The organism is Micromonospora sp. NPDC004704, from assembly GCF_053601675.1.
In genome coordinates this window covers 35547-54379 of record NZ_JBSGCD010000005.1, presented here as the reverse complement: position 1 = coordinate 54379, position 18833 = coordinate 35547, and the positions used below count along the sequence as shown (strand labels likewise).

At 67.9% G+C, this 18833-nt stretch carries 22 protein-coding genes; 11 read left to right on the top strand and 11 right to left on the bottom strand.

Annotated elements, in window-relative coordinates:
* Positions 1 to 97: 97 nt before the first annotated feature.
* The 3 genes from ACWEFB_RS08430 to ACWEFB_RS08420 form a co-directional block, all read right to left on the bottom strand.
* Positions 98 to 1951: an acyl-CoA dehydrogenase gene (locus ACWEFB_RS08430; RefSeq protein WP_452283549.1), complete on the bottom strand. Its 1854-nt coding sequence runs from the start codon at positions 1949 to 1951 to the stop codon at positions 98 to 100.
* 139 nt (positions 1952 to 2090) lie between these two features.
* Entirely contained in the window at positions 2091 to 3218 is a 1128-nt protein-coding gene (locus ACWEFB_RS08425) for a PP2C family protein-serine/threonine phosphatase (protein ID WP_326561981.1), read from the bottom strand.
* A 147-nt stretch (positions 3219 to 3365) separates the two neighbouring features.
* Positions 3366 to 4004: a septal ring lytic transglycosylase RlpA family protein gene (locus ACWEFB_RS08420; RefSeq protein ID WP_452283546.1), complete on the bottom strand. Its 639-nt coding sequence runs from the start codon at positions 4002 to 4004 to the stop codon at positions 3366 to 3368.
* A gap of 169 nt (positions 4005 to 4173) precedes the next feature.
* Here ACWEFB_RS08420 and ACWEFB_RS08415 point away from each other — a divergent pair, with 169 nt between their 5' ends.
* Together ACWEFB_RS08415 and ACWEFB_RS08410 are read left to right on the top strand one after the other, a co-directional pair.
* Complete coding sequence (locus tag ACWEFB_RS08415; RefSeq protein WP_326561979.1) at positions 4174 to 4725, top strand: phosphoribosyltransferase family protein; 552 nt, start codon at positions 4174 to 4176, stop codon at positions 4723 to 4725.
* A 62-nt stretch (positions 4726 to 4787) separates the two neighbouring features.
* Positions 4788 to 5798, top strand: coding sequence for a questin oxidase family protein (locus ACWEFB_RS08410; RefSeq protein ID WP_452284042.1), 1011 nt, complete (start codon positions 4788 to 4790; stop codon positions 5796 to 5798).
* 24 nt (positions 5799 to 5822) lie between these two features.
* Here the strand turns inward: ACWEFB_RS08410 and ACWEFB_RS08405 are convergent, their stop codons facing one another.
* Both ACWEFB_RS08405 and ACWEFB_RS08400 read right to left on the bottom strand, forming a co-directional pair.
* Entirely contained in the window at positions 5823 to 6698 is an 876-nt protein-coding gene (locus tag ACWEFB_RS08405; protein WP_452283544.1) for an LLM class flavin-dependent oxidoreductase, read from the bottom strand.
* 83 nt (positions 6699 to 6781) lie between these two features.
* Positions 6782 to 7336 (bottom strand): hypothetical protein, encoded by a 555-nt coding sequence (locus ACWEFB_RS08400; RefSeq protein ID WP_452283542.1) that lies wholly within the window; start codon positions 7334 to 7336, stop codon positions 6782 to 6784.
* A 133-nt stretch (positions 7337 to 7469) separates the two neighbouring features.
* On the opposite strand from ACWEFB_RS08400, the gene ACWEFB_RS08395 reads away from it, so the two are divergent.
* Positions 7470 to 8153, top strand: a complete 684-nt coding sequence (locus tag ACWEFB_RS08395; protein WP_452283540.1) for a UTRA domain-containing protein — start codon at positions 7470 to 7472, stop codon at positions 8151 to 8153.
* The gene (locus ACWEFB_RS08390) at positions 8150 to 8893 is read left to right on the top strand and encodes a glycosyltransferase (protein ID WP_452283538.1); all 744 of its coding nucleotides are present in this window, start codon (positions 8150 to 8152) and stop codon (positions 8891 to 8893) included. Before ACWEFB_RS08395 ends, ACWEFB_RS08390 begins: the two co-directional genes overlap by 4 nt.
* Positions 8894 to 8926: 33 nt before the next feature.
* Here the strand turns inward: ACWEFB_RS08390 and trxA are convergent, their stop codons facing one another.
* Positions 8927 to 9274, bottom strand: a complete 348-nt coding sequence (gene trxA, locus ACWEFB_RS08385; RefSeq protein ID WP_452283536.1) for a thioredoxin — start codon at positions 9272 to 9274, stop codon at positions 8927 to 8929.
* Complete coding sequence (locus tag ACWEFB_RS08380) at positions 9244 to 9636, bottom strand: MerR family transcriptional regulator (RefSeq protein ID WP_452283534.1); 393 nt, start codon at positions 9634 to 9636, stop codon at positions 9244 to 9246. Before ACWEFB_RS08380 ends, trxA begins: the two co-directional genes overlap by 31 nt.
* A 149-nt stretch (positions 9637 to 9785) precedes the next feature.
* Between ACWEFB_RS08380 and ACWEFB_RS08375 the strand changes: the two genes are divergently transcribed.
* Positions 9786 to 9989, top strand: a complete 204-nt coding sequence (locus ACWEFB_RS08375) for a hypothetical protein (RefSeq protein WP_326561971.1) — start codon at positions 9786 to 9788, stop codon at positions 9987 to 9989.
* A gap of 711 nt (positions 9990 to 10700) precedes the next feature.
* Here the strand turns inward: ACWEFB_RS08375 and ACWEFB_RS08370 are convergent.
* Together ACWEFB_RS08370 and ACWEFB_RS08365 are read right to left on the bottom strand one after the other, a co-directional pair.
* Positions 10701 to 11072: a hypothetical protein gene (locus tag ACWEFB_RS08370; protein ID WP_452283532.1), complete on the bottom strand. Its 372-nt coding sequence runs from the start codon at positions 11070 to 11072 to the stop codon at positions 10701 to 10703.
* A 187-nt stretch (positions 11073 to 11259) separates the two neighbouring features.
* Positions 11260 to 11679, bottom strand: a complete 420-nt coding sequence (locus ACWEFB_RS08365; protein ID WP_452283530.1) for a hypothetical protein — start codon at positions 11677 to 11679, stop codon at positions 11260 to 11262.
* A gap of 389 nt (positions 11680 to 12068) precedes the next feature.
* Here ACWEFB_RS08365 and ACWEFB_RS08360 point away from each other — a divergent pair, with 389 nt between their 5' ends.
* Positions 12069 to 12878 carry a hypothetical protein gene (locus ACWEFB_RS08360; RefSeq protein WP_452283528.1) on the top strand — a complete coding sequence of 270 codons (810 nt, stop codon included), beginning with the start codon at positions 12069 to 12071 and terminating at the stop codon, positions 12876 to 12878.
* Between the two features lie 61 nt (positions 12879 to 12939).
* Here the strand turns inward: ACWEFB_RS08360 and ACWEFB_RS08355 are convergent, their stop codons facing one another.
* On the bottom strand, positions 12940 to 13698 hold the full coding sequence (locus ACWEFB_RS08355) for a glycosyltransferase family 2 protein (protein ID WP_452283526.1): 759 nt from the start codon (positions 13696 to 13698) through the stop codon (positions 12940 to 12942).
* Entirely contained in the window at positions 13695 to 14489 is a 795-nt protein-coding gene (locus tag ACWEFB_RS08350) for a GntR family transcriptional regulator (protein ID WP_452283524.1), read from the bottom strand. Before ACWEFB_RS08350 ends, ACWEFB_RS08355 begins: the two co-directional genes overlap by 4 nt.
* Positions 14490 to 14627: 138 nt before the next feature.
* Between ACWEFB_RS08350 and ACWEFB_RS08345 the strand changes: the two genes are divergently transcribed.
* From ACWEFB_RS08345 to ACWEFB_RS08325, 5 genes are all read left to right on the top strand, one after another.
* Complete coding sequence (locus ACWEFB_RS08345) at positions 14628 to 14885, top strand: DUF6284 family protein (protein WP_452283522.1); 258 nt, start codon at positions 14628 to 14630, stop codon at positions 14883 to 14885.
* Positions 14882 to 15730 carry a DUF2637 domain-containing protein gene (locus ACWEFB_RS08340; protein WP_452283520.1) on the top strand — a complete coding sequence of 283 codons (849 nt, stop codon included), beginning with the start codon at positions 14882 to 14884 and terminating at the stop codon, positions 15728 to 15730. Before ACWEFB_RS08345 ends, ACWEFB_RS08340 begins: the two co-directional genes overlap by 4 nt.
* A gap of 92 nt (positions 15731 to 15822) precedes the next feature.
* Positions 15823 to 16287: a transcriptional regulator gene (locus tag ACWEFB_RS08335; RefSeq protein WP_452283518.1), complete on the top strand. Its 465-nt coding sequence runs from the start codon at positions 15823 to 15825 to the stop codon at positions 16285 to 16287.
* 21 nt (positions 16288 to 16308) lie between these two features.
* Positions 16309 to 16476 carry a hypothetical protein gene (locus tag ACWEFB_RS08330; RefSeq protein ID WP_452283516.1) on the top strand — a complete coding sequence of 56 codons (168 nt, stop codon included), beginning with the start codon at positions 16309 to 16311 and terminating at the stop codon, positions 16474 to 16476.
* Positions 16477 to 16573: 97 nt separating this feature from the next.
* Positions 16574 to 18730 carry an FtsK/SpoIIIE domain-containing protein gene (locus ACWEFB_RS08325; protein WP_452283514.1) on the top strand — a complete coding sequence of 719 codons (2157 nt, stop codon included), beginning with the start codon at positions 16574 to 16576 and terminating at the stop codon, positions 18728 to 18730.
* Positions 18731 to 18833: the final 103 nt, after the last annotated feature.

Below are 18833 nucleotides of genomic sequence, written 5' to 3'. Positions count from 1 at the left end.
CGCTTCCACCATAACGCGGCGGCCGACGAGCAGTCTCGCTCGTCGGCCGCCGAAAAACATCGGTGCTAGGCAGTGGGCGCTAGCGCTACCGAACGGTTCAGAACGCTTCCTCGGCCAGGTCCATCAGGTCGAGGTTGGTGGACTCGATGACGCGCCGGTCGGCCCCGATCCGGGGCAGCACCTCGTGGGCGAAGAACCGGGCCGCCGCGACCTTGCCGGTGTAGAACGACTTGTCCGCAGTCGACACCTCGCCGCCCAGTGCCCGCAGGGCCACCTCGGCCTGCCGCTGGAGCAGCCAGCCGACCACCAGGTCACCGACCGCCAGCAGCACCCGGCGGCTGTTGAGGCCGACCTTGTAGACCGCGCGCGGCTCGCCGGACTGTGCCTCGCCCAACCAGCCGGTCATCGTGACGAGGATGGTCTGCAACTCGTTGAGGGCGCGGCCGAGGGCCACCCGCTCCTCCTTGAGCTGACCGTTGCCGCCCTCGGCGGTGATGAACTCCTCGATCTCGCTGGCCACCACCCCGAGCGCCCGGCCGTTGTCCTTCACGATCTTCCGGAAGAAGAGGTCGAGGCTCTGGATCGCGGTGGTGCCCTCGTACAGAGTGTCGATCTTGGCGTCGCGGACGTACTGCTCCAGCGGGTAGTCCTGGAGGAAACCCGAACCACCGAAGGTCTGCAACGACTCGTGGCTGAGCATTTCGTACGCCCGCTCCGAGCCACAGCCCTTCACCAGCGGCAGCAGCAGGTCGTTGACCCGCTTGGCCTGCTTCACGCCCGCCTCGTCGCCGGCCGCCTCGGCCAGCTTCACCCTGTCCTGCCAGGTCGCGGTGTAGCAGACCAGGGCGCGCAGCCCTTCCGCGTACGACTTCTGGAGCATCAGCGAACGGCGGACGTCCGGGTGGTGGGTGATGGTGACGCGGGGTGCGTTGCGCTCGGTGGCGACCAGGTCTGCGCCCTGCTTGCGCTGCTTCGCGTACTCCAGGGCGTTGAGGTAGCCGGTGGAGAGGGTGGCGATCGCCTTGGTGCCGACCATCATCCGGGCGTACTCGATGATCAGGAACATCTGCCGGATGCCGTCGTGCACGTCGCCCAGCAGCCAGCCCTTGGCCGGTACGCCGTGCTCGCCGAAGGTCAGCTCGCAGGTGTTGGAGACCTTGATCCCCATCTTGTGCTCGACGTTGGTGGCGAAGACGCCGTTGCGCTCGCCGAGTTCGCCGGTCTCGGAGTCGAAGTGGAACTTCGGCACGATGAAGAGGGAGAGTCCCTTGGTGCCGGGACCGCCCACGCCCTCGACGCCGACCGGCCGGGCCAGCACATAGTGGACGATGTTGTCGGTCAGGTCGTGCTCACCGGAGGTGATGAAGCGCTTCACGCCCTCCAGATGCCACGAGCCGTCGGGCTGCGGGATCGCCCTGGTCCGGCCGGCACCCACGTCCGAGCCGGCGTCCGGCTCGGTGAGGACCATGGAGGAGCCCCACTGCTTCTCGGTGAAGAGCTTGGCCCACTTGCGCTGCTGCTCGGTGCCCTCGACATAGAGGGTGTGCGCGAACGACGGGCCGGAGGCGTACATCCAGATCGGGGCGTTCGCGCCGAGGATCAGTTCGGCCAGCGACCACCAGAGCGCCCGGGGAGCGTTCGTCCCGTCCAGCTCCGGCGGCAGGTCCAGCCGCCAGAACTCCGACTCCATCAGGGCCGCGTACGACTTCTTGAAGGAGGCGGGCAGCGGCGCGGAGTGGGTGGCCGGGTCGAAGACCGGCGGGTTCCGGTCGCCGTCGACGTAGCTCGCCGCGAGGTCCTCGCGGGCCAACCGGTCAACCTCGGCCAGGATGCTGCGGGCGGTGTCGACATCAAGATCGGAGTACGGCTCCTGGCCGAACGCCTGATCCGCGCCGAAGACCTCGAAGAGGTTGAACTCCAGGTCCCGGATGTTGCTCTTGTAGTGGGTCATATGAGCGGGCCCCGCTTCCGAACAGGTGTTACCAGCCAGTAACTCCGACTGTATTACTCACGGGTAGCCTCGACAACCCAATAGCGGAAGTGACGGCGGACACATTGCCGACAGGGAGCACCGAACCAGACGTCCGGGCTCAGACGTCCGAGGCGCCGACTTCCCAACTCGGTACGGCGACCGTGGTGACGGGACGGGGTCCGGCGTACTCCATCAGGACCAGGGCGATGTCGTCGTCCAGCCGCCCGTGCACCCACTCGACCAGCGCGGTCTCCAGCGAGGCGAGCCCGTCCCCGACCGTCCCGTGGCCGAGCAACTGCCAGGCCCGCTCCTCGGTGGGGAAGAACTCCCCGTCGCGGCGGGCCTCACCGAGCCCGTCGGTGAACAGCAGCAGCCGATCGCCCGGTTCGAGCCGCTCGACCCGGGGCCGGACCACCGGCATGAAACCCAGCGGCGGGGCCGGCGACGGCGGCTCCAGCGGGATCACCTGCCCCCGGCGCAGGAGCAACGGTGCCGGGTGACCACAGTTGACGATCGTCAGCGTGCCACCCCGCTCCTCGACCAGCGCGGCGGTGACAAAGTCCTCGTCTCCGACACTGCGCGCCACCGCGCGGTCCAGGTCGGCCACGATCGCCCGCAGGTCGGCCCGCTCGTACGCGACGTGGCGGTAGGAACCGAGCACGATGCTGGCGAGCCGGACCGCGTCGAGCCCCTTGCCGCGTACGTCACCGATCAGCATCCGTACGCCGTAGGGGGTGTCGATCACCTCGTACAGGTCACCGCCGATCTCGGCGGCGGCGGTGGAGGAGATGTACCGGGCGGCGACCGCGAGCGTGCCGACCTGCGGTCCGAGCGGGCGCAGCACCGCCTGCTGGGCGACGGCGGCGAGTTTGGACAGCTCGGCGATCTGCTCGGCCTGCCGCTGCCGGACGACCGCCACCGCCGCGGCGACCCCGATGAAGGCCATCACGCCGCCGACATTGACCACATTGCCCAGTTCGACCGTCTGGGCGCTGAGGGTGAAGGCCACACCTATCCCGACGGCCGCGGCCCCCACACCGAGCACCACCCGCCAGGACGCGAACGCCGCGGCGAGGAACGGGGCGGCCACCAGGAGTCCGATATGGTCGGCCCGGGTGCCGTCCGCCACCTCGATCCCGGAGACGAGCGCGAGCAGCACGAGGGCCGCGCCGAGACCGGCGCGGGAACCAGAACTCAGCGGGCGGCGGCCCGGCGGCAAGAATTGCATGGGTACGCCGAACAGCATGCCTGATTCGCGGGCACTGTTGAACGAAGTTGACCCCTCGTCTGAGTGGGTTCTGTCCACCTGGCCGGTGCCCGGTCGCGTCGCCACCGCTACGCGACGATCGGGAAGCCGGCGACGCACCGGACGACGTACCTGGTCAAGGGCGGGTCACCCGAGAATCTCGTACCGGACCGTGATCGCGCCGAGGTCGGTGGAGGCGATCGCCTCGAACGCCGCCCGGGAGAGGTCGAGGCACCGGCCGCCGACGTACGGGCCCCGGTCGTTGATCCGTACGACCACGGACTTGCCGTTGTCCGGGTTGATCACCCGTACCCGGGTGTTGAACGCGAGGGTGAGGTGCGCGGCGGTGAGCGAACTCGGGTCGAAGTTCTCCCCGTTCGCGGTCATCTGCCCCTGGTCGTAGAAGGACGCGCCACAGGTGCCGGTGCCGACCACCGGGGTGGATGCCGGCTTCGGCTTCTTCGTCGTGGTCGGCTTCGGGGTGGCGGCCCGGGTCTTGCCGCGCGAGGCCCGCTCGGTTGTCCTGGCCGGTGCGGGCGTGGCCGAGGTCGCCGACGGTGACGGCGTCACCGGAACCGCGGTTGCCGGCGAACTGCTCGGCAACGCGCTCGGCGACAGGCTCGGTACGACGTCCACGGTCTCCGCGGCGGTCGACGAGGCCGGGCTGCTGGCGAGGTGGATGCCACCGACCGTGCCGCCCACGGCGAGCGCCACGCCCAGCGCGACACTGGCGGTGAGGCCGACCGGCGACTTGAATATCCGAACCAGGGGGCGCTTCTCCGTCACCGACCTGTCCTTCCCGCTGACGACGTGAACATGAAGGTCGGAAGGTAGCGACCGGAGCACTTCGGGAGTCAACGTGATCATGCGCTTTTGCCCGCATTTGCGGTGAAACGTGTAACCGATCGGCCGACCCGCCCTGGGCCGGTCGTGCCCGTATCCGAGGAGGGTGCAGATGGCCGCTGAGCTGAGGAAACGGCTGACCGAACTGTTCCGCTGGATCGATCCCGGCCCGGACAGCAGCCACCTCGTCAGCGACATTTCCGGCTGGTGGCGTGATCCGGACACCCTACTGGAAATCGGACCTGCACTGGGCAACCTGTTCCGGGCCGAGTCGCCCACCGTCGTGCTCGCTCCCGAGGTGACCGGCCTGCTGATCGGCCCGCTGGTGGCGACCGCGCTCGGGGTGGGCTTCCTGCCCGCGTACAAGAACACCGGCGACCGGCGGATCGCCGAGCCGACCACCTGGGCGACCACCCCACCGGACTACCGCGGCCGGCAACTCGCCCTCGGCGTACGCGACCGGCACCTCGGCCCGGCCGACCGGGTGCTGGTGGTGGACGACTGGGTGGCCAGCGGTGCCCAGGTCCGCGCCCTCTACCAGGTGATCTCCGCCCGGGGCGCGACCCCGGTCGGCACCGCCGCGATCATCGCCGACTGTCCGGTGGAACTCGCCCGCGAACTGCGCGTACGCAGCCTCCTCGACCGGCACGACCTGGCAGTCTGACCCAGGCGATTCCGGGGCTTGACCTCAAGTCCGGTTCACCTCCGAGGCTGGACCGCATGACAGTGGACACCCTCGACGAGGCGTACGCCCGACTCCACCGCACCGGACCCGAGTTCGAAGGATGGCTCAGCAACCACGGCCCGATGGCGGTCGAAGCCCTGGTCCACCACGGTCACCAGACCGGGGTGCACCGCTGGCTCGACTCCTATCTGGACCGGCTCGACGAACTGCCGCGCGGCATCCAGCCGATCGACGACTGGCGGGCCGCACTCGGCGACCCGAAACGCACCGGCGACTGGCTGGCGTACTTCGCCCGGACCATGGACGAGACGCCCTGGCGTACCGCGCTGGCGACCTGGTGGCCCCGGCTGCTACCGGGAATCGCGGCCAGCGCCACCCACGGCGTCATCCGGGTCGGCCACGCCGTACGGGCACTGGGTGAGCGGACCACGCCGGAGCGGGTCACCGAACTCGGTCAGGCGCTCGCCTACTGGGCCGCCCGGTGGCAACCGGTGCCCGGCGCCGGCCCGCTCACCGGTACGAGCGGGGTCGGAGTCGCGCTCGACCGGATACCCCGGATCCCGAAACAGGACGGGGGCATCCGGGACCGGTTCGCCCAACTGCCCGACGTACCCGGTTGGTCTGCCTCGGTCGCCGCGCCGCGCCCACCGGCCGACCCGGCGGATGCGGCGCGCTTCCTCGCCGAGGTGGTGCACCGGGCCAGCCTGGACTTCCTGCGGTACGGACACGCCAACCCGGTGATGCTGGTGCACGCCGTGACCGCGCCGACCGCGGTGCTGCGTATCCTGCCGGAACTGGAACCGGCACAGTGGCTGCCGAGCGTGGCCGCGGCCTGGTCCGCGACGGCCGCCGTCACCGCCGTGTACGCCCCCGCCGGTGCGCTCCCGCCGCCCCCGATCACGGTCGACTCGGCGGCGGAAACCTTCGACCGGGCCAGCCGCAACGGCGACGAGCACGTGGTCAAGCTCGCCGACGCGGTGCTCGACGTGCACGCCGCCACGGGCGACGAGGCACCCCTCGCCGCCGCGCTCTACGCCGCCCAGCTCATCTGAGGTTGTCCGACCTGCCTGCTCAGCTCAACGGAGACCGGGCAGCAACGTTGTCGCCACCTCTTCGAGGACCGCCTCGTCGCCCGCGTACCAGCTCGACTCGCGGGGCCAGTGGGTGATCACGTCGGTGAAGCCGAGTTCGGCGGCACGGGCCACCGCGTCGGCGAAGAAGGAGGCACTGGAGAGGGAGAAGACCGGTGCGGAGTCCAGGGAGAGGTAACGGTCCAGGGTCGCCGGGTCCCGGTCGGCGGCCTCGAGGGTCCGATCGAGCTGGGCACTGAGCTCGGTCACCGTACGCCACCAGGCGGCCATGTCGTCGCCACCGAGCCCGGTGGTCACCCAGCCCTGCCCGAACCGGGCGACCAGCTTCATCGCCCGGGGCCCGTTCGCCGCCACGACAAACGGCACCCGAGGCGTCTGTACGCAGCCCGGGTTGTTGCGGGCGTCGACCGAGGCGAACCACTCGCCCCGCCAGTCGACCCGGTCGGTGCGCAGGATCAGGTCGAGCAGCTCGGTGAACTCGGCGAACCGGTCCACCCGTTGCCGGGGCGGCAACGTCTCCCCGCCGAGGACGGCGGAGTCGAACCCGATCCCGCCGGAGCCCAGGCCGAGCAGCACCCGACCGCCGGAGATGTCGTCCAGCGCGGTCACCTCGCGGGCGAAGTGGACCGGGTGCCGGAAGTTGGGGGAGGCGACCAGGGTGCCGAGCCTGATCCGGCTGGTGACCATCGCCGCCGCGGTGAGGGTGGGCACCGAGTCGAACCAGGGACCGTCCACCAGGTCACGCCACCCCAGGTGGTCGTACGTCCAGGCGTGGTCGAAACCCCACGCCTCGGCCTGACGCCATCGGCGCTCCGACTCGGACCACCGCTGGTCAGGAAGAATGACGATACCCACGCGCATGATCGTCAGCCTACGACCCGCGTCCGTCCCCCGGTACGGGCGGCGCGGCGGCAGGGGACGGATCCGTGGCCCGGTCGCCCACGTCAGCCCGGTTGGACCACTCCGGCGGGCAACCGTCGGGTCAGCTCCGCCCGCAGTACGTCCGGACCCGGGTGGAGCAGGCCGACCTCGGTGACGATGGTCGGGCGACCCGCCCGCTGACGTATGCGGGGTCCCCAGCCGGTGGGCGGTCCCGTCGACGTCGCGGCCATGCTCGTCGGAGTCACCTCGACCATGGTGAACGGGCCGAACCACCGGAACCTGACCGCCTCGACCGCATCCCAGGGCACGAACACCGGCTGTCGGCGGGCGGCGGCCAGCTCGATCCCGGTGGCGGACAGCCGGACCCAGGTCGGCCGGCGCCGCTGCCCCAGCGCGCCGAGTGCGGCGAAGAGCATGACGTAGAACACCCCGGAGATCAGGCTCTCCCGGATCACCTCCTCGGTGAAGCCCAGGTCGAACAGGAGGATCACCATCAGCCGGGCGAAGATCCAACCGACGACGCCGAGCAGGAGCATCGTCACCAGCATGCGGGTCAGGGTCGTCCGGAAGACGAGGACGTCGGGCTCGGACCGTGAGCCATCGTCATGTTCGGCCATGACGCATTCGTACCTCATATCGACGGATTCGATTGTCCCGGGAAGACATCAGCAAGCCGTACCAATCGGACGACACGGGGTGAAGCACGCCCATAGCGGGCGCGTCCGCGCCCTGACGGGTACCGTCAGCCGGGTGATCGCTCGCAACCGTCACCCGCACTCCCCTCGACCCGACCAGCAGCCCCGCGGCGACCTCCCGGATGCGGCGGCTCGCGAGCGGGAGGCAGACCCACCACGGGTACGGCGGGACAACACCGAGCGGTACCAGTGGGAGAAGGACCGGGTGCTGCTCGACGAGGCGGGGCGACGGCGTACCGGCGGCACCGAGCACGACACCGGACTGCCCACCACCGACCTGCGTTTCCACGCCGAGTACGACCGCATCGACGCCGACGAGGACCTGGCCGCCGCGTTCGAGGTGCCCATCGGTACGAAACTGCTGCGCCGGATCTACTGGACCAGTTCCCGGGAACGGGGCGCCGCCCTGTCGGTCTCCCACTCCTACCTGCCGTACGAGCTGGCGCAGGCGAACCTGGCCCTGCTGGACGCCGACAACGAGCCCTGGCCCGGCGGCACCCAGCACCAGCTCTTCACCCTCGGCATCGAGCTGGACCGGATCGTCGACGAGGTACGCGCCCGACCCCCGTCCCGCGACGAGGCGGACCTGCTCGACCTCGCCCCCGACGACCCGGTCCTGGCCGTACGGAAAACCTCGATCGACACCACCGGACGGGTGGTCGAGGTCGCCGACGTCGTCTTCCCCGGCGACCGCACCGAACTCGCGTACGCGACAGCACTGAAGCGGTGGCAGCGGTGAGCCGGGTGATCTCGGTGATCACCCCGGTCCACTGGCCCAGCGTCGGCTACCTCGCCGGTGCGTACGAGTCACTGGCCGGGCAGGAGTTGCCGGATGGCTGGGACTGGCAGTGGCTGGTCCAGGAGGACGGACAGGACGGACTCCTGGTCGACAAGCTGCCCGAGTTGGATCCACGGATCAGCCCCGGCAGCGGGCGACCGGGCGGTCCGGGCGTCGCCCGTACCCTGGCCCTGTCCCGGGTCGAGGGCGAGCTGGTCAAGGTGCTCGACGCCGACGACCAGCTCACACCCGGCGCACTGGCCAGGGACATCACCACGCTCACCGACAACCCGGACGTCGGGTGGACCACCTCGCGGGTGCTCGACCTGCTCGCCGACGGCTCCACCCGGGACTGGGGTGACGACCCGCCGGAGGGCCCGCTCAACACCGGCGCCATCCTCGCCTTCTGGCAGGCCAACGACTACGGGCTGCCGGTGCACCCGGCGACCCTGTGCATGCGTACGGAACTGCTGCTCGCCCTCGGCGGTTGGATGGCCCTGCCCGCCTCCGAGGACACCGGCCTGCTGCTGGCCGCGAACGCGATCAGCCCCGGTTGGTTCATCGCCGAACCCGGCCTGCTCTACCGCAAGTGGCCCGGTCAGATGACCAACCAGGCCACCCACCGCGAGCCGGCCGAGCACACCGCCCGGATGCGGGTCGTCGAGGCCCGCGCCCACGCGATCCGCGCCCTGCTCACCTGACCGATCCCCCGACTGCCCTGCTTCCTCGACCGATCACGGCTCCAGATGTGCGGTCAGCGCCTGCCGGAGGTGGCTCTTCGGCCTGGCCCCGACGGTCGAGCCGACCAGCTCACCCCGCCGGAACACCAGCAGCGTCGGCAGCGACAGAATCCGGTACGCACGCGTGGTCGCCGGGTTCTCGTCGGAGTTGAGCGTCGCGACGACCATCCGGTCACCGAACTCCTCGGCCAGCTCGGCGAGGCTCTTCGAGATCGCCCGGCACGGCGGGCACCACTCCGCCCAGAAGTCGACCACCACCGGTCGGTCGCTCGCCAGTACCAACGTGGCGAACGTGGCGTCGGTGACGGTGACTACCGCTCCGGCTTCCTGTGCTTGAAGCATGTTTCCTCCCGCTGCGCGATGGCCTGGGTGAGCTGGGTGTGGAGCTGCTGCCGTACCTCCCCGAGCTGGTCGAGGTACGCGTCGACCTCGGCGAGCTTGCGTCGCAGCACCGCCACCGAGTCCGGGCACACGTCCCCGGACGGGTTGCCGGCCCGAAGGCAGGCAACAAAGGGACGGATGTCGTCGAGGCCGAAGCCGACCGCGAGCAGAGCACGGATTTCGCGTACGACCCGCAGCTCCGCCTCGTCGTAGACGCGGTAGCCGTTGGCGGAACGCCGTGCCCGTACGAGCCCGTGCTCCTCGTAGTAGCGAAGCGTCCGGGTGCTCGTACCGGCGTTCTCCGCCAGCTCGCCGATCAGCATGCTGACCTCCTGTTTCAGCCCGTACCAGCCACGCTAGACCTTGCCGCCGGCGTCAAGGCAACAGTCGTACGGCCGAGGTCCAACACGCCACCGGGACTGTGGTGAATCCGTCACTAGCCCGTTGCTCAGCGCTCACATAAGGTCACCCTATGGAGTACGAGAAGGGCGACAAGGTGGTGTTGACGAAGTTGGTCGACGGCCACAAACCTGGCGCGGCGGGACTGGTCATCCGGGTGGAGACCGGCTGGTTGTCCAGGACCAGGTACGACGTCCTGGTGGGAGACACCGGCGAGGTCCTCGAACAACTCGTCGAGGATGACCTGTTTAGCCCCGAGCGCGACTCCGCGACCTAGACAGCGCGATCCCGGCCAGCCCCGCCGACTCCCACTCCACCGATGCCGCTGAAATACTCGTTACGTGGCCGTTTTCAGATGCATCGCCTGCGGCACCGCACTGACACCCGACCTCGTGCTTCTGACGGGCGAGTTGGTCCGCAAGAGAGTCGAGCGAGGTCCCGGCCCGTCGACGGTGCCCCGTGGGTTCTTCGCCGTCGACCCTGAGCCGTTCGGCGCCCCGTTTGTGCCAGCGGAGGATCAGGAGTCCTCGCCGGATGCCATGCCGGGCATTCCGAGGAACGTCAACGGTGTGAACGTGGTGTCTGCCGGCCCACGCGACACGATCGTCATCCACCCGGACGACGCCCCCTCGCTTCGGCGACACCCGGACGCCTCCCGTATGACCGGGTGCTGCGGCCCGTTCGGAGCCGCCGGCCCGAACCAGGTGTGCCCATGCGGCGCCGAGGTGGCAACACTGATGGCGGACTGTTACGGCCCCCATGAACTACACCTCTATCCCGACCGGGTGTCCTCACAGCACGACGTACGGCCAACCGCCGCGACCCGAGAAGCACCCTGACCGGGAGGGACGACCAGGCGGCACGGCACTCGGCCAGTGTCAGCTCGGAAATTGGACCGGGACAAGGTCCCGGTCCAGCGATTCGCCTGGTCGACACGGTCGCTGGTTGCCTGGAGCGACATCGGCTCATGGCTCGTGGGTGGCCCGGCCTACTGCTCCTCAGGGGCCGGCCGAAGACGGTTCCACTGCGGGTCGAAGCAAATGAGGCCACGCTCGGCAGCCATCCGCGCCGCGCCCGCCGACACCTCCTCACACATGCTGTACCGCATGGCGAAGTAGATGATCGGACCTGACGCGTTGCCGATCAGCGGGCCATCGGACCATGGGCTCACGTCATCGTCGTCCTCGGTCATATCTATCCAACGGTCAAGCAGAGCCTCGACGTAGGCGCGGATACGCGGAGTCGGCGGAACATCCTCATCCACTCCGACGTACTTCCGGTAGGTCCGCTCGAAGGCCACAGCGCCCGCAGCGTCATCGGCCGGCGGGTCGCCCTCCCAAACAGCAAGGTCGTAGGTCATGCCGGCAGTGTGCCGGTTCACGCCGACACTTCAGTCCGCGGTCGATCGCAAGCCGGGTGCGCCCTGGTGAGTACGGCGGATGCAGCCTCCGGCCCGCCCTCGCGGTTGGATGCCCCCTCAAATCGCCAGCTCCGCTCGCTCCCTCGCCGCCCTTGCTTCCGGGGCTTCCGCCGGAGGGCGGCCCGAGCTACCAGATGTGCGCGCGCTCGTCGATGAATCGAGGAGGCTCGCCAAGGAAGGTATTGGCGGGCGCTGCTCCGTGCGCGACGTTGTGGGTGTCCAAGTGGTAAAGCGAGGCGCCGCCGTTCATCCCCATGAAGCGGTAGTTGATCTGCCAGCGCAGCCATTCGCCGCGGGCCAGTCGGACCGTAGGCGGCCGGCGGTGACGGCGCGGCATGCCCCAGGCCGCCGCAAACAGTTCAACCTGAAGGTGCCCGTCCACGAGCAGGAGACGCACCTCGCTCCGGTACGACGGGCGGAGCCGGAGACGCACTTCGCCCCGGTACGGCGCGCGTACCAGAGTCTCGCGAGGCTCGAACCCATCGACCTCCACCATCTTGATCTCTTGTGTGAGCGGCGCAGCCCGTGCCGGCAGCGCGAACGACACCGGTACCGCGTTACGCCGAGTTGCCTCGGCTCCGCCGCGTGAACGCTTGGTCCACGAGGTACGAACCCACTGCGTCACCGCATCCACATCGGGATACTCGGTCCCTACCCGTCCCGACGCAACTCAGATTCACGACGCCTATTGCCTCCTGGACGCCATGGACAGCCGCCACTCGAACGTGACCACGCAAACGGCGAAGGCCCCGATCCGGACTCGCGTCCTGACCAGGGCCTTTGCATTGGAGCGGGTGAAGGGAATCGAACCCTCACTGTCAGCTTGGGAATCGTACCGAGAGGCGCTCCTGTGCAGCGTCTCGCCATGTCAGCGCGGTCCCTGATGGCCTGGTTCGGCCTGGAGTTATGCCGAGTGCTGGCACGCTAATGGCACGGTTGGCATGGGTCGACCTGCTGTCCGCGCTCGGAACCGCCCCTGAACTGCACGAATTGCCAGGAACCCTTTCATTGACTGCAACCAAGTATCATACGTCCATGGTGGCAGTCAAAAAGCAGCTTACAACCGGGCCGGAAATTCTGCATCTGAACTTCGGAGCAATGCGGATTTGGCGTGACGATATCGCTCAAATGGTCAGCATTCTTCAAGGCGCCACGGACAAGAATCTAGAATTCGAAAGCGATGGATTCACCCTTGACTCGGTGTCCGACCTGTCCGATCTACCGCAGGAATCTCTGACATATTTTAACGCAACACTAAAGGATGAGTCTGCTCCAGAATGGCACAATGACGAAAGTTCCTATAAAATCGTCCTGCATTTGGCAACAGACAAATCCTTCCTGATTCTAAAAGATCCCGATAATGGGATGCGATGGGCGGCTTCACAAATCGGCGACCTTCTGAACCGACGTCAACGTCGGATATATGGAGCCATGAAGGTAACTAGAGTAGTTGCACTCGTCATGATACTACTGCTAGCCGCCCCCGCGTCCTTCGTGATAAGAGGCGTTCTTCATCCCATCATTAACGTTAGTTATGTGATGCTGGTATTCACGGCACTGGGCCTACGGTTCGCCATCGGTCGCAGACTAAAATCCGACCGTGGCACACTGATATTCAAAAAGACCCGAGCAGAAAGCCCTGCCTTCTGGCAAAGAAAGCGCGACGATATCACCATTACCATCGTGAGTAACGTAGTGTCACTCGGCTTGGGCGCTTGGATTGGCTACATGCTGTCGAATCTCTGATAAAGCGCCGATTTCGTCAGCCATTCGGTAATCGATTTTGCGGCTATATCCACGCCGGTTATTAATGGGCAACTGGTGCCCAGCCCCCGCGTATCATTGCCCACACTCGTGCTTCAATTACCGCCGCCCGAGCAAACCGCTCTGCTTCGTTGTTATGAGCGGGCTGCGCTGTGCTCTGTAAGGGCCACTTCCGGTACAGCAGACCGGGGGTCGCGATGAAGTAGCCCGGCCTCACTGTGCTCGCCGCGACTAGCAGGCCGGTATCCTCAGACGCCGGCAGCGCCATCCACCCACCGAGCGCAATTATTAGATCGCGGCGGATACACATGGTCCCCGGCACAACGGGTGGCTGGTAGTCGTGCGAAAGCCAGTAGTCAAACACGCTTCCTGCCGGCATTATCCCCTCGGATGGGTCCGCCTGATTCCAACTTATCGTTGACCCGTCCGGCAGAAGATCGAGCGCACTTGTGGCGGTCCACCCAATTTCCTTGTTCTCTGCGTGGATGCTGATGTCCCGGTGTAGCGCTCCCGGCGTTAGCAGATCGTCAGCGTCGAGTGCCTTCACGAGCTGGCCACTACTGCGGACGAGAGCAATGTTTCGCGCTACAGCCGGCCCGGCATGCCGCCCAGTGCCGAAGCTAATCCGAGGATCATCGGGCAGCAGGTCGGCAATAGCGCCACTCTGACCGTCTTCCTGGACGACCCATTCCCACTGCCATCGGTCGGGTAACTCTTGCTCAACAAGAGAGCGATATGCGTCGATCAAGAATGCAGCGTTCGGCGGGTAGACGGGCGTTATGACGGAAATGACGTTGCTCACGCTGGCCACCTGTCCAGTTTGATAATATAGGTAAGTTGAGTCCGGTCACCCGCTAACACCATGTCTGCTACCTCTACGACTCGATCACGTGTATCAATCGAAATCTTCCGCAGCGCAAATACGGACACTCCCGCGTCGATCCCGAGCGCTTCCGCCTCATCGGCGGACGGAGGCCGGGCAATCACCTCTTCCTTGATGCGATCTAGTTCGATTCCGATCGTCGCAAGCTGGGCTTGCGTACCGCCGGGCCACGGCTCATTCGATACTTCTAATAAATCTGGATTGGCTGCCACCATGTGGTAAACGACGAAGGAACGGCCAACCCCGATAGGAGAGTCCTCACTACGAGGCCGAGTACGGTAGACCCTTTCGAGAAGCCGCGTACCAACCGGCACGCCGAAGACCTCGGCCAAGTCTTCATCAGCTTCACAGGGCGTGTATTCCGCATGGAAGTCGAGATCTTTCATCTCAAGGCCGGTGTCTCGCTCTGCCGAACCGGTGCCGTAGCGTTGTTCGACTGGTATTAGTACGCGGTTTTTCTCCCATTGGTGCCGATCCGACTCACGCCGGAGCCGCTGCCGTGGTCGACGCACGAACGTGCCACGGCCGTGCTGCTTCTCGATCAAGCCTTCGGCCGCCAGGAGGTCGAGCGCACGCCGCATCGTGACCAGGCTAACGCCGTACTCATCCTTCAAGATCGTCTCGGGTTGTAGCTGATCGCCCGGCGCCATGACACCCGCGTGAACCTTCCGCCGCAGGTCAGCCGCGATCCTGTCGTACTTGGTAGCCATGCCCCTCACCCTCGCTCGTAGACCTCTTGAGTTTAAGTCCTCTATAGGTCTTGACATCGTGCCTTTGGTCACTAAGCTCTAGGCCATAAGTCCTCTAGAGGACCAGAGGATCGAAGCTATTTTGATTGGAGGTGCCCGGTGGGGCACACGTCACATGCCCAGCTCGGAGCCGAGCCAAGCCCGGCTGAGTTGGCCGAGATCGAGCGCGAGTTGCCGTTGATCGCGGCCGAGGTGGAGTTGCTGGACGCCGAGATCACGGTGTTGTCGGCCGAGCCGTTGCCGACGGAGCTGGACTGGCGCCGGGTGCGCCGCGCCGCGCGGCGGGTTGAGCGTGAGGCTGTCGTGTTCTACGGCCGCCCGGTGCCGGCCGCGTCGCCCGTTGGGCGGGCGGCATGACGACGCCGACGATGAACAGCGTTTACCCGAAGCCGGTGCAGGAGTTGCTGCCGGACGCGCGGGACCTGGTCGGCAAGCTGGGTGAGCTTCCGTCGCAGAACCGGCTGATGAAGGAACTGAAGGTGGGTGCGCCGAAGGCGCGGGAGCTGCGGAAGGCGTTGGAGAACGTGTCCACCGCGCTTGCTGTCGCCCCGGCTGCGGTCACGGATGAGGTGCCCCCGCCCCCGGTGGCTCCCGTCGCGGACACTCGGCCGGACCTGGACACGGCGCCGGACATGGCTGAGTCCACGGTCGCCGTGCCGCCGGTCGTAGTTCCCTCGGGGAGCGGGGCATCTCCGCAGCCCATCCCGTCCGTAGAACCGGTTCCCAACATCATCACCGCCCCGGCTCCGGCCGTGTCCGTGGCCCCGGTGACGGGTGAGGTGAAGCGTTCGGGTGGGCGGGGGTGGGCGTACCTCGGGGTGCTTCTCGGTGGGGTGGTGTCGATCGCGGCGAACATCGCACACACCTACCTCCCGCCGACCGGTGCCGGGTCCGGTTGGTCGCCGGAACCGCTCGCGGTGGTGTTCTCGGTGTTCTGGCCGATCGCGTTGTTCGTTGCGGTGGAGATCCTGGCCCGTACCCCCTGGAAGGCCGGGTGGCAGTCGGTTCTGCTGCGGTTCGTCGGGGTGCTGCCGGTGGCCCTGGTCGCGGCGCTGGTGTCGTATCGGCACCTGTCCGGGTTGCTCGCTCACTACGGCGAAGACGCGCTCACGTCCGCGCTCGGCCCCCTCGCGGTGGACGGGCTGATGCTCATGGCCTCAGCCGCGTTGATCGTGACCGCGCGGCACAAGTCCCGTACCTGATTTCGCCCGGCGGCGCGGCCCCTTGGCCTGGTAACCAGCGCCGCGCCGCCGGTCCTACCTCCGCAGTCCGAAGACCTCGGGAAGGAACCCCCATGCTGTCAGATCCGACCGGCAAACTCGCTATCGCCGCTGCCGTGTTCGTCGCTCTCTACGCCGCTCACCAGGTCGCGGATCACTGGGTCCAGACCAGTCACCAGGCCGCACACAAGGGCCTTCCCGGCTGGACCGGGCGCCTCGCCTGCCTGGGTCACGTCACCACCTACACGCTGACCGGGGTCGCGTTCCTGGCCATGCTCGCCGGGTTCACCGGCTGGCGCCCCGGCGCCCTGCCGCTGCTGGCCGGGCTGGCGATCAGCGCGGTCACGCACTACATCGCGGACCGGCGTACCCCGCTGCGACGCATCGCCGTGCTGGCCGGCGCTGCCGACTTCCACTCGCTCGGCGTGCCCCGTGCCGGCCGGGACGATAACCCGAGTTTGGGCACCGGTGCCTACGCCCTGGATCAGTCCTGGCACATCGGTTTCCTGTTCCTGTCCGCACTCGCCATCGCTGCCTGACCCGAACCCAAGGAGTAGATCGTGAGCAAGCTGACCTGCCACAACTGCGGCAACAACAAGACGTGGCGTAACGCCCGGCAGGACCGGGGCACCCAAACCGCCACCTGCGGCAAGTGCGGGGAGACGGTCCGCAGCACGGGCGGTACCTCGATGGGCACCGTGAACGGCGGGATGACCCAGACCCGATAGCCCTACCCGGCGGCGCGGCCCAACGGCCTAGGAACCAGTGCCGCGCCGCCGGTCCCTCCGACCCGAGAACAGATCCCTTGATGGAGGAGCACTCATCATGACTTCCCCGAACGAAGACTTCGACCGGCGCGCCGCTGAGGCGGACGTGGTCGACCTGGACGCGGTCCGCGCCGCCCGCGACACCCGCGACGACGACACCAACGCCGACGCCGGTGGCCCGGTGCTGGTCGACTCGCCGGAGGCGCAGCGGTCGCCCCGGTTCACGGTGGCCGGTTTGCAGGTGGCGCAGCGTCGGCCGGTCCTGCCCGCGTGGGTCCGGTCCCGCGCCGAGCTGCGCGAGGTGCTGCGCTGGTCGGCTGGGCACGCTGGTCACACCAGCGCGTACCACGCGGTTCGGCTGCCGAAGTACGCCGGGAAGCTCGCTGTCCGGTCGCCGTACGGGGCGTACCGGGTGGTCCGGGCTGGTACCCGGTGGTTGTTCGATTGGGAGGGTGAGCCGGTCCGGCAGGCCACCGTCCGCAAGCAGGACTCGGAGGAGTACCTGAAGCTGTCCCGGCAGCGTGACCGCCGGGTGCGGTGGCGCGGCATCGTCGCCGCGTTCGGGACGGCGCTCACCCTCGCGGGGGGCATCACGGTTGCTCTGGCCCCGGAGTGGGCGCGGTGGACGGTGCTGGGCATGGCCGTGACCCTGTTCGGCCTGCTCGGCGGCCGTGAGGACAAGCCCCTGCTCGACACCGCCGTGGTCGTGCCCCGCGTGGCGCGGCTGACCTCCGACGTGGTTATCCGCGCGCTGGCCGTGCTCGGCGTGGCCGGGATCAACCAGGCCATCTCCAAGCAGGGGAACAAGGCGATCGGGTTCACCGCGCCGATCACCCGCGACGGCCCCGGTTGGCGGGCCGACATCGACCTGCCGCCGGGAGTGACCGCCGGGGACGTGATCGAGCGCCGTGACCGGCTCGCCGCCGGCCTCACCCGCCCCCTCGGGTGTGTGTGGCCGGAGGGTCAGCCGGAGGTGCACCCTGGTCGGCTGATGCTGTGGGTTGGTGACCAGGACGTAGCCAGCGCCCGTCAACCCGCGTGGCCGCTGCTTAAGTCCGGCACGGTGGACTTGTTCAAGGCGGTCCCGTTCGGCACCGACCCGCGCGGCCGGACCGTGCTGATGGACCTGATGTACACGAACCTGCTCATCGGGTCGATCCCCGGTGCCGGTAAGACGTTCTCGCTGCGGGTGCCGCTGCTCGCCGCAGCTCTCGACCCGCGTGCGGAGCTGCGGGTGTTCGAGTTGAAGGGCACCGGCGACCTGGAACCCCTCGCCCTGGTCGCGTCCCGGTACGCGTCCGGCCCGGACGACGACACCCTCGAAGAGGCGTTGGAAGCGCTGCGGGAGCTGCGCAAGGAGTGCCAGCGCCGGGCCGCGACGATCAAGGGCCTGCCGAAGGCGGTGTGTCCGGAGAACAAGGTCACCCCCGAACTGGCCTCGCGGAAGAACCTCGGTCTTCACCCGCTGATCATGGCCGTGGACGAGTGCCAGGAGCTGTTCAGCCACCCGGAGTTCGGCAAGGAGGCCGGGGAACTGGCCGAGAAGATCATCAAGCTTGGTCGGGCGCTCGGTATTCACCTCATGCTGGCTACGCAGCGGCCGGACGCGCGGTCCCTGCCGACCGGGGTGTCCGCGAACGTCGGTACCCGGTTCTGCCTGCGGGTGATGGGGCAGATGGAGAACGACATGGTGCTCGGCACGTCGGCGTACAAGAACGGCATCCGGGCGACGATGTTCACCCGCCGGGACAAGGGTGTCGGGTACCTGGTCGGTGCCGCCGACGACGCGCAGATCACCCGCACCTTCTACGTCGACGGACCGGCCGCCGAGCGGGTGTGCCAGCGGGGGCGGGCCATGCGGGAAGCCGCCGGCACGCTGACCGGTCACGCTGCCGGGCAGGCCACCGCTTCCCCGGCCGCCGCCCGGCGGGACACCCTCCTTGACGACATCCTGACGGTGGTGCCGGTCGGGGAGCCGAAGGTGTGGGCCGAGACGCTGACCGAACGGCTCGCGGAGCTGCGGCCGGACGTGTACGGGGACTTCACCCGCGATCAGCTCACGGCCGCGTTGAAGCCGTGGGGGATCACCACCGGGCAGGTGTGGGGTACCGACCCGGCGACCGGTAAGGGAGCGAACCGGCGGGGCATCGAACGCGCCCACATCACCGATGCGGTAGCGGAGCGTAACCGGCACCGGGGAGACAAAGCCGCCTAACCCGGACAGCCGTGGGTCGCTAGGTCTAGCGGCACCCCCCGCTAGACCTAGCACCCCCGCTAGCGCCACACCCGAACCCTGGCCAGCGCCCTAATCACTAGCG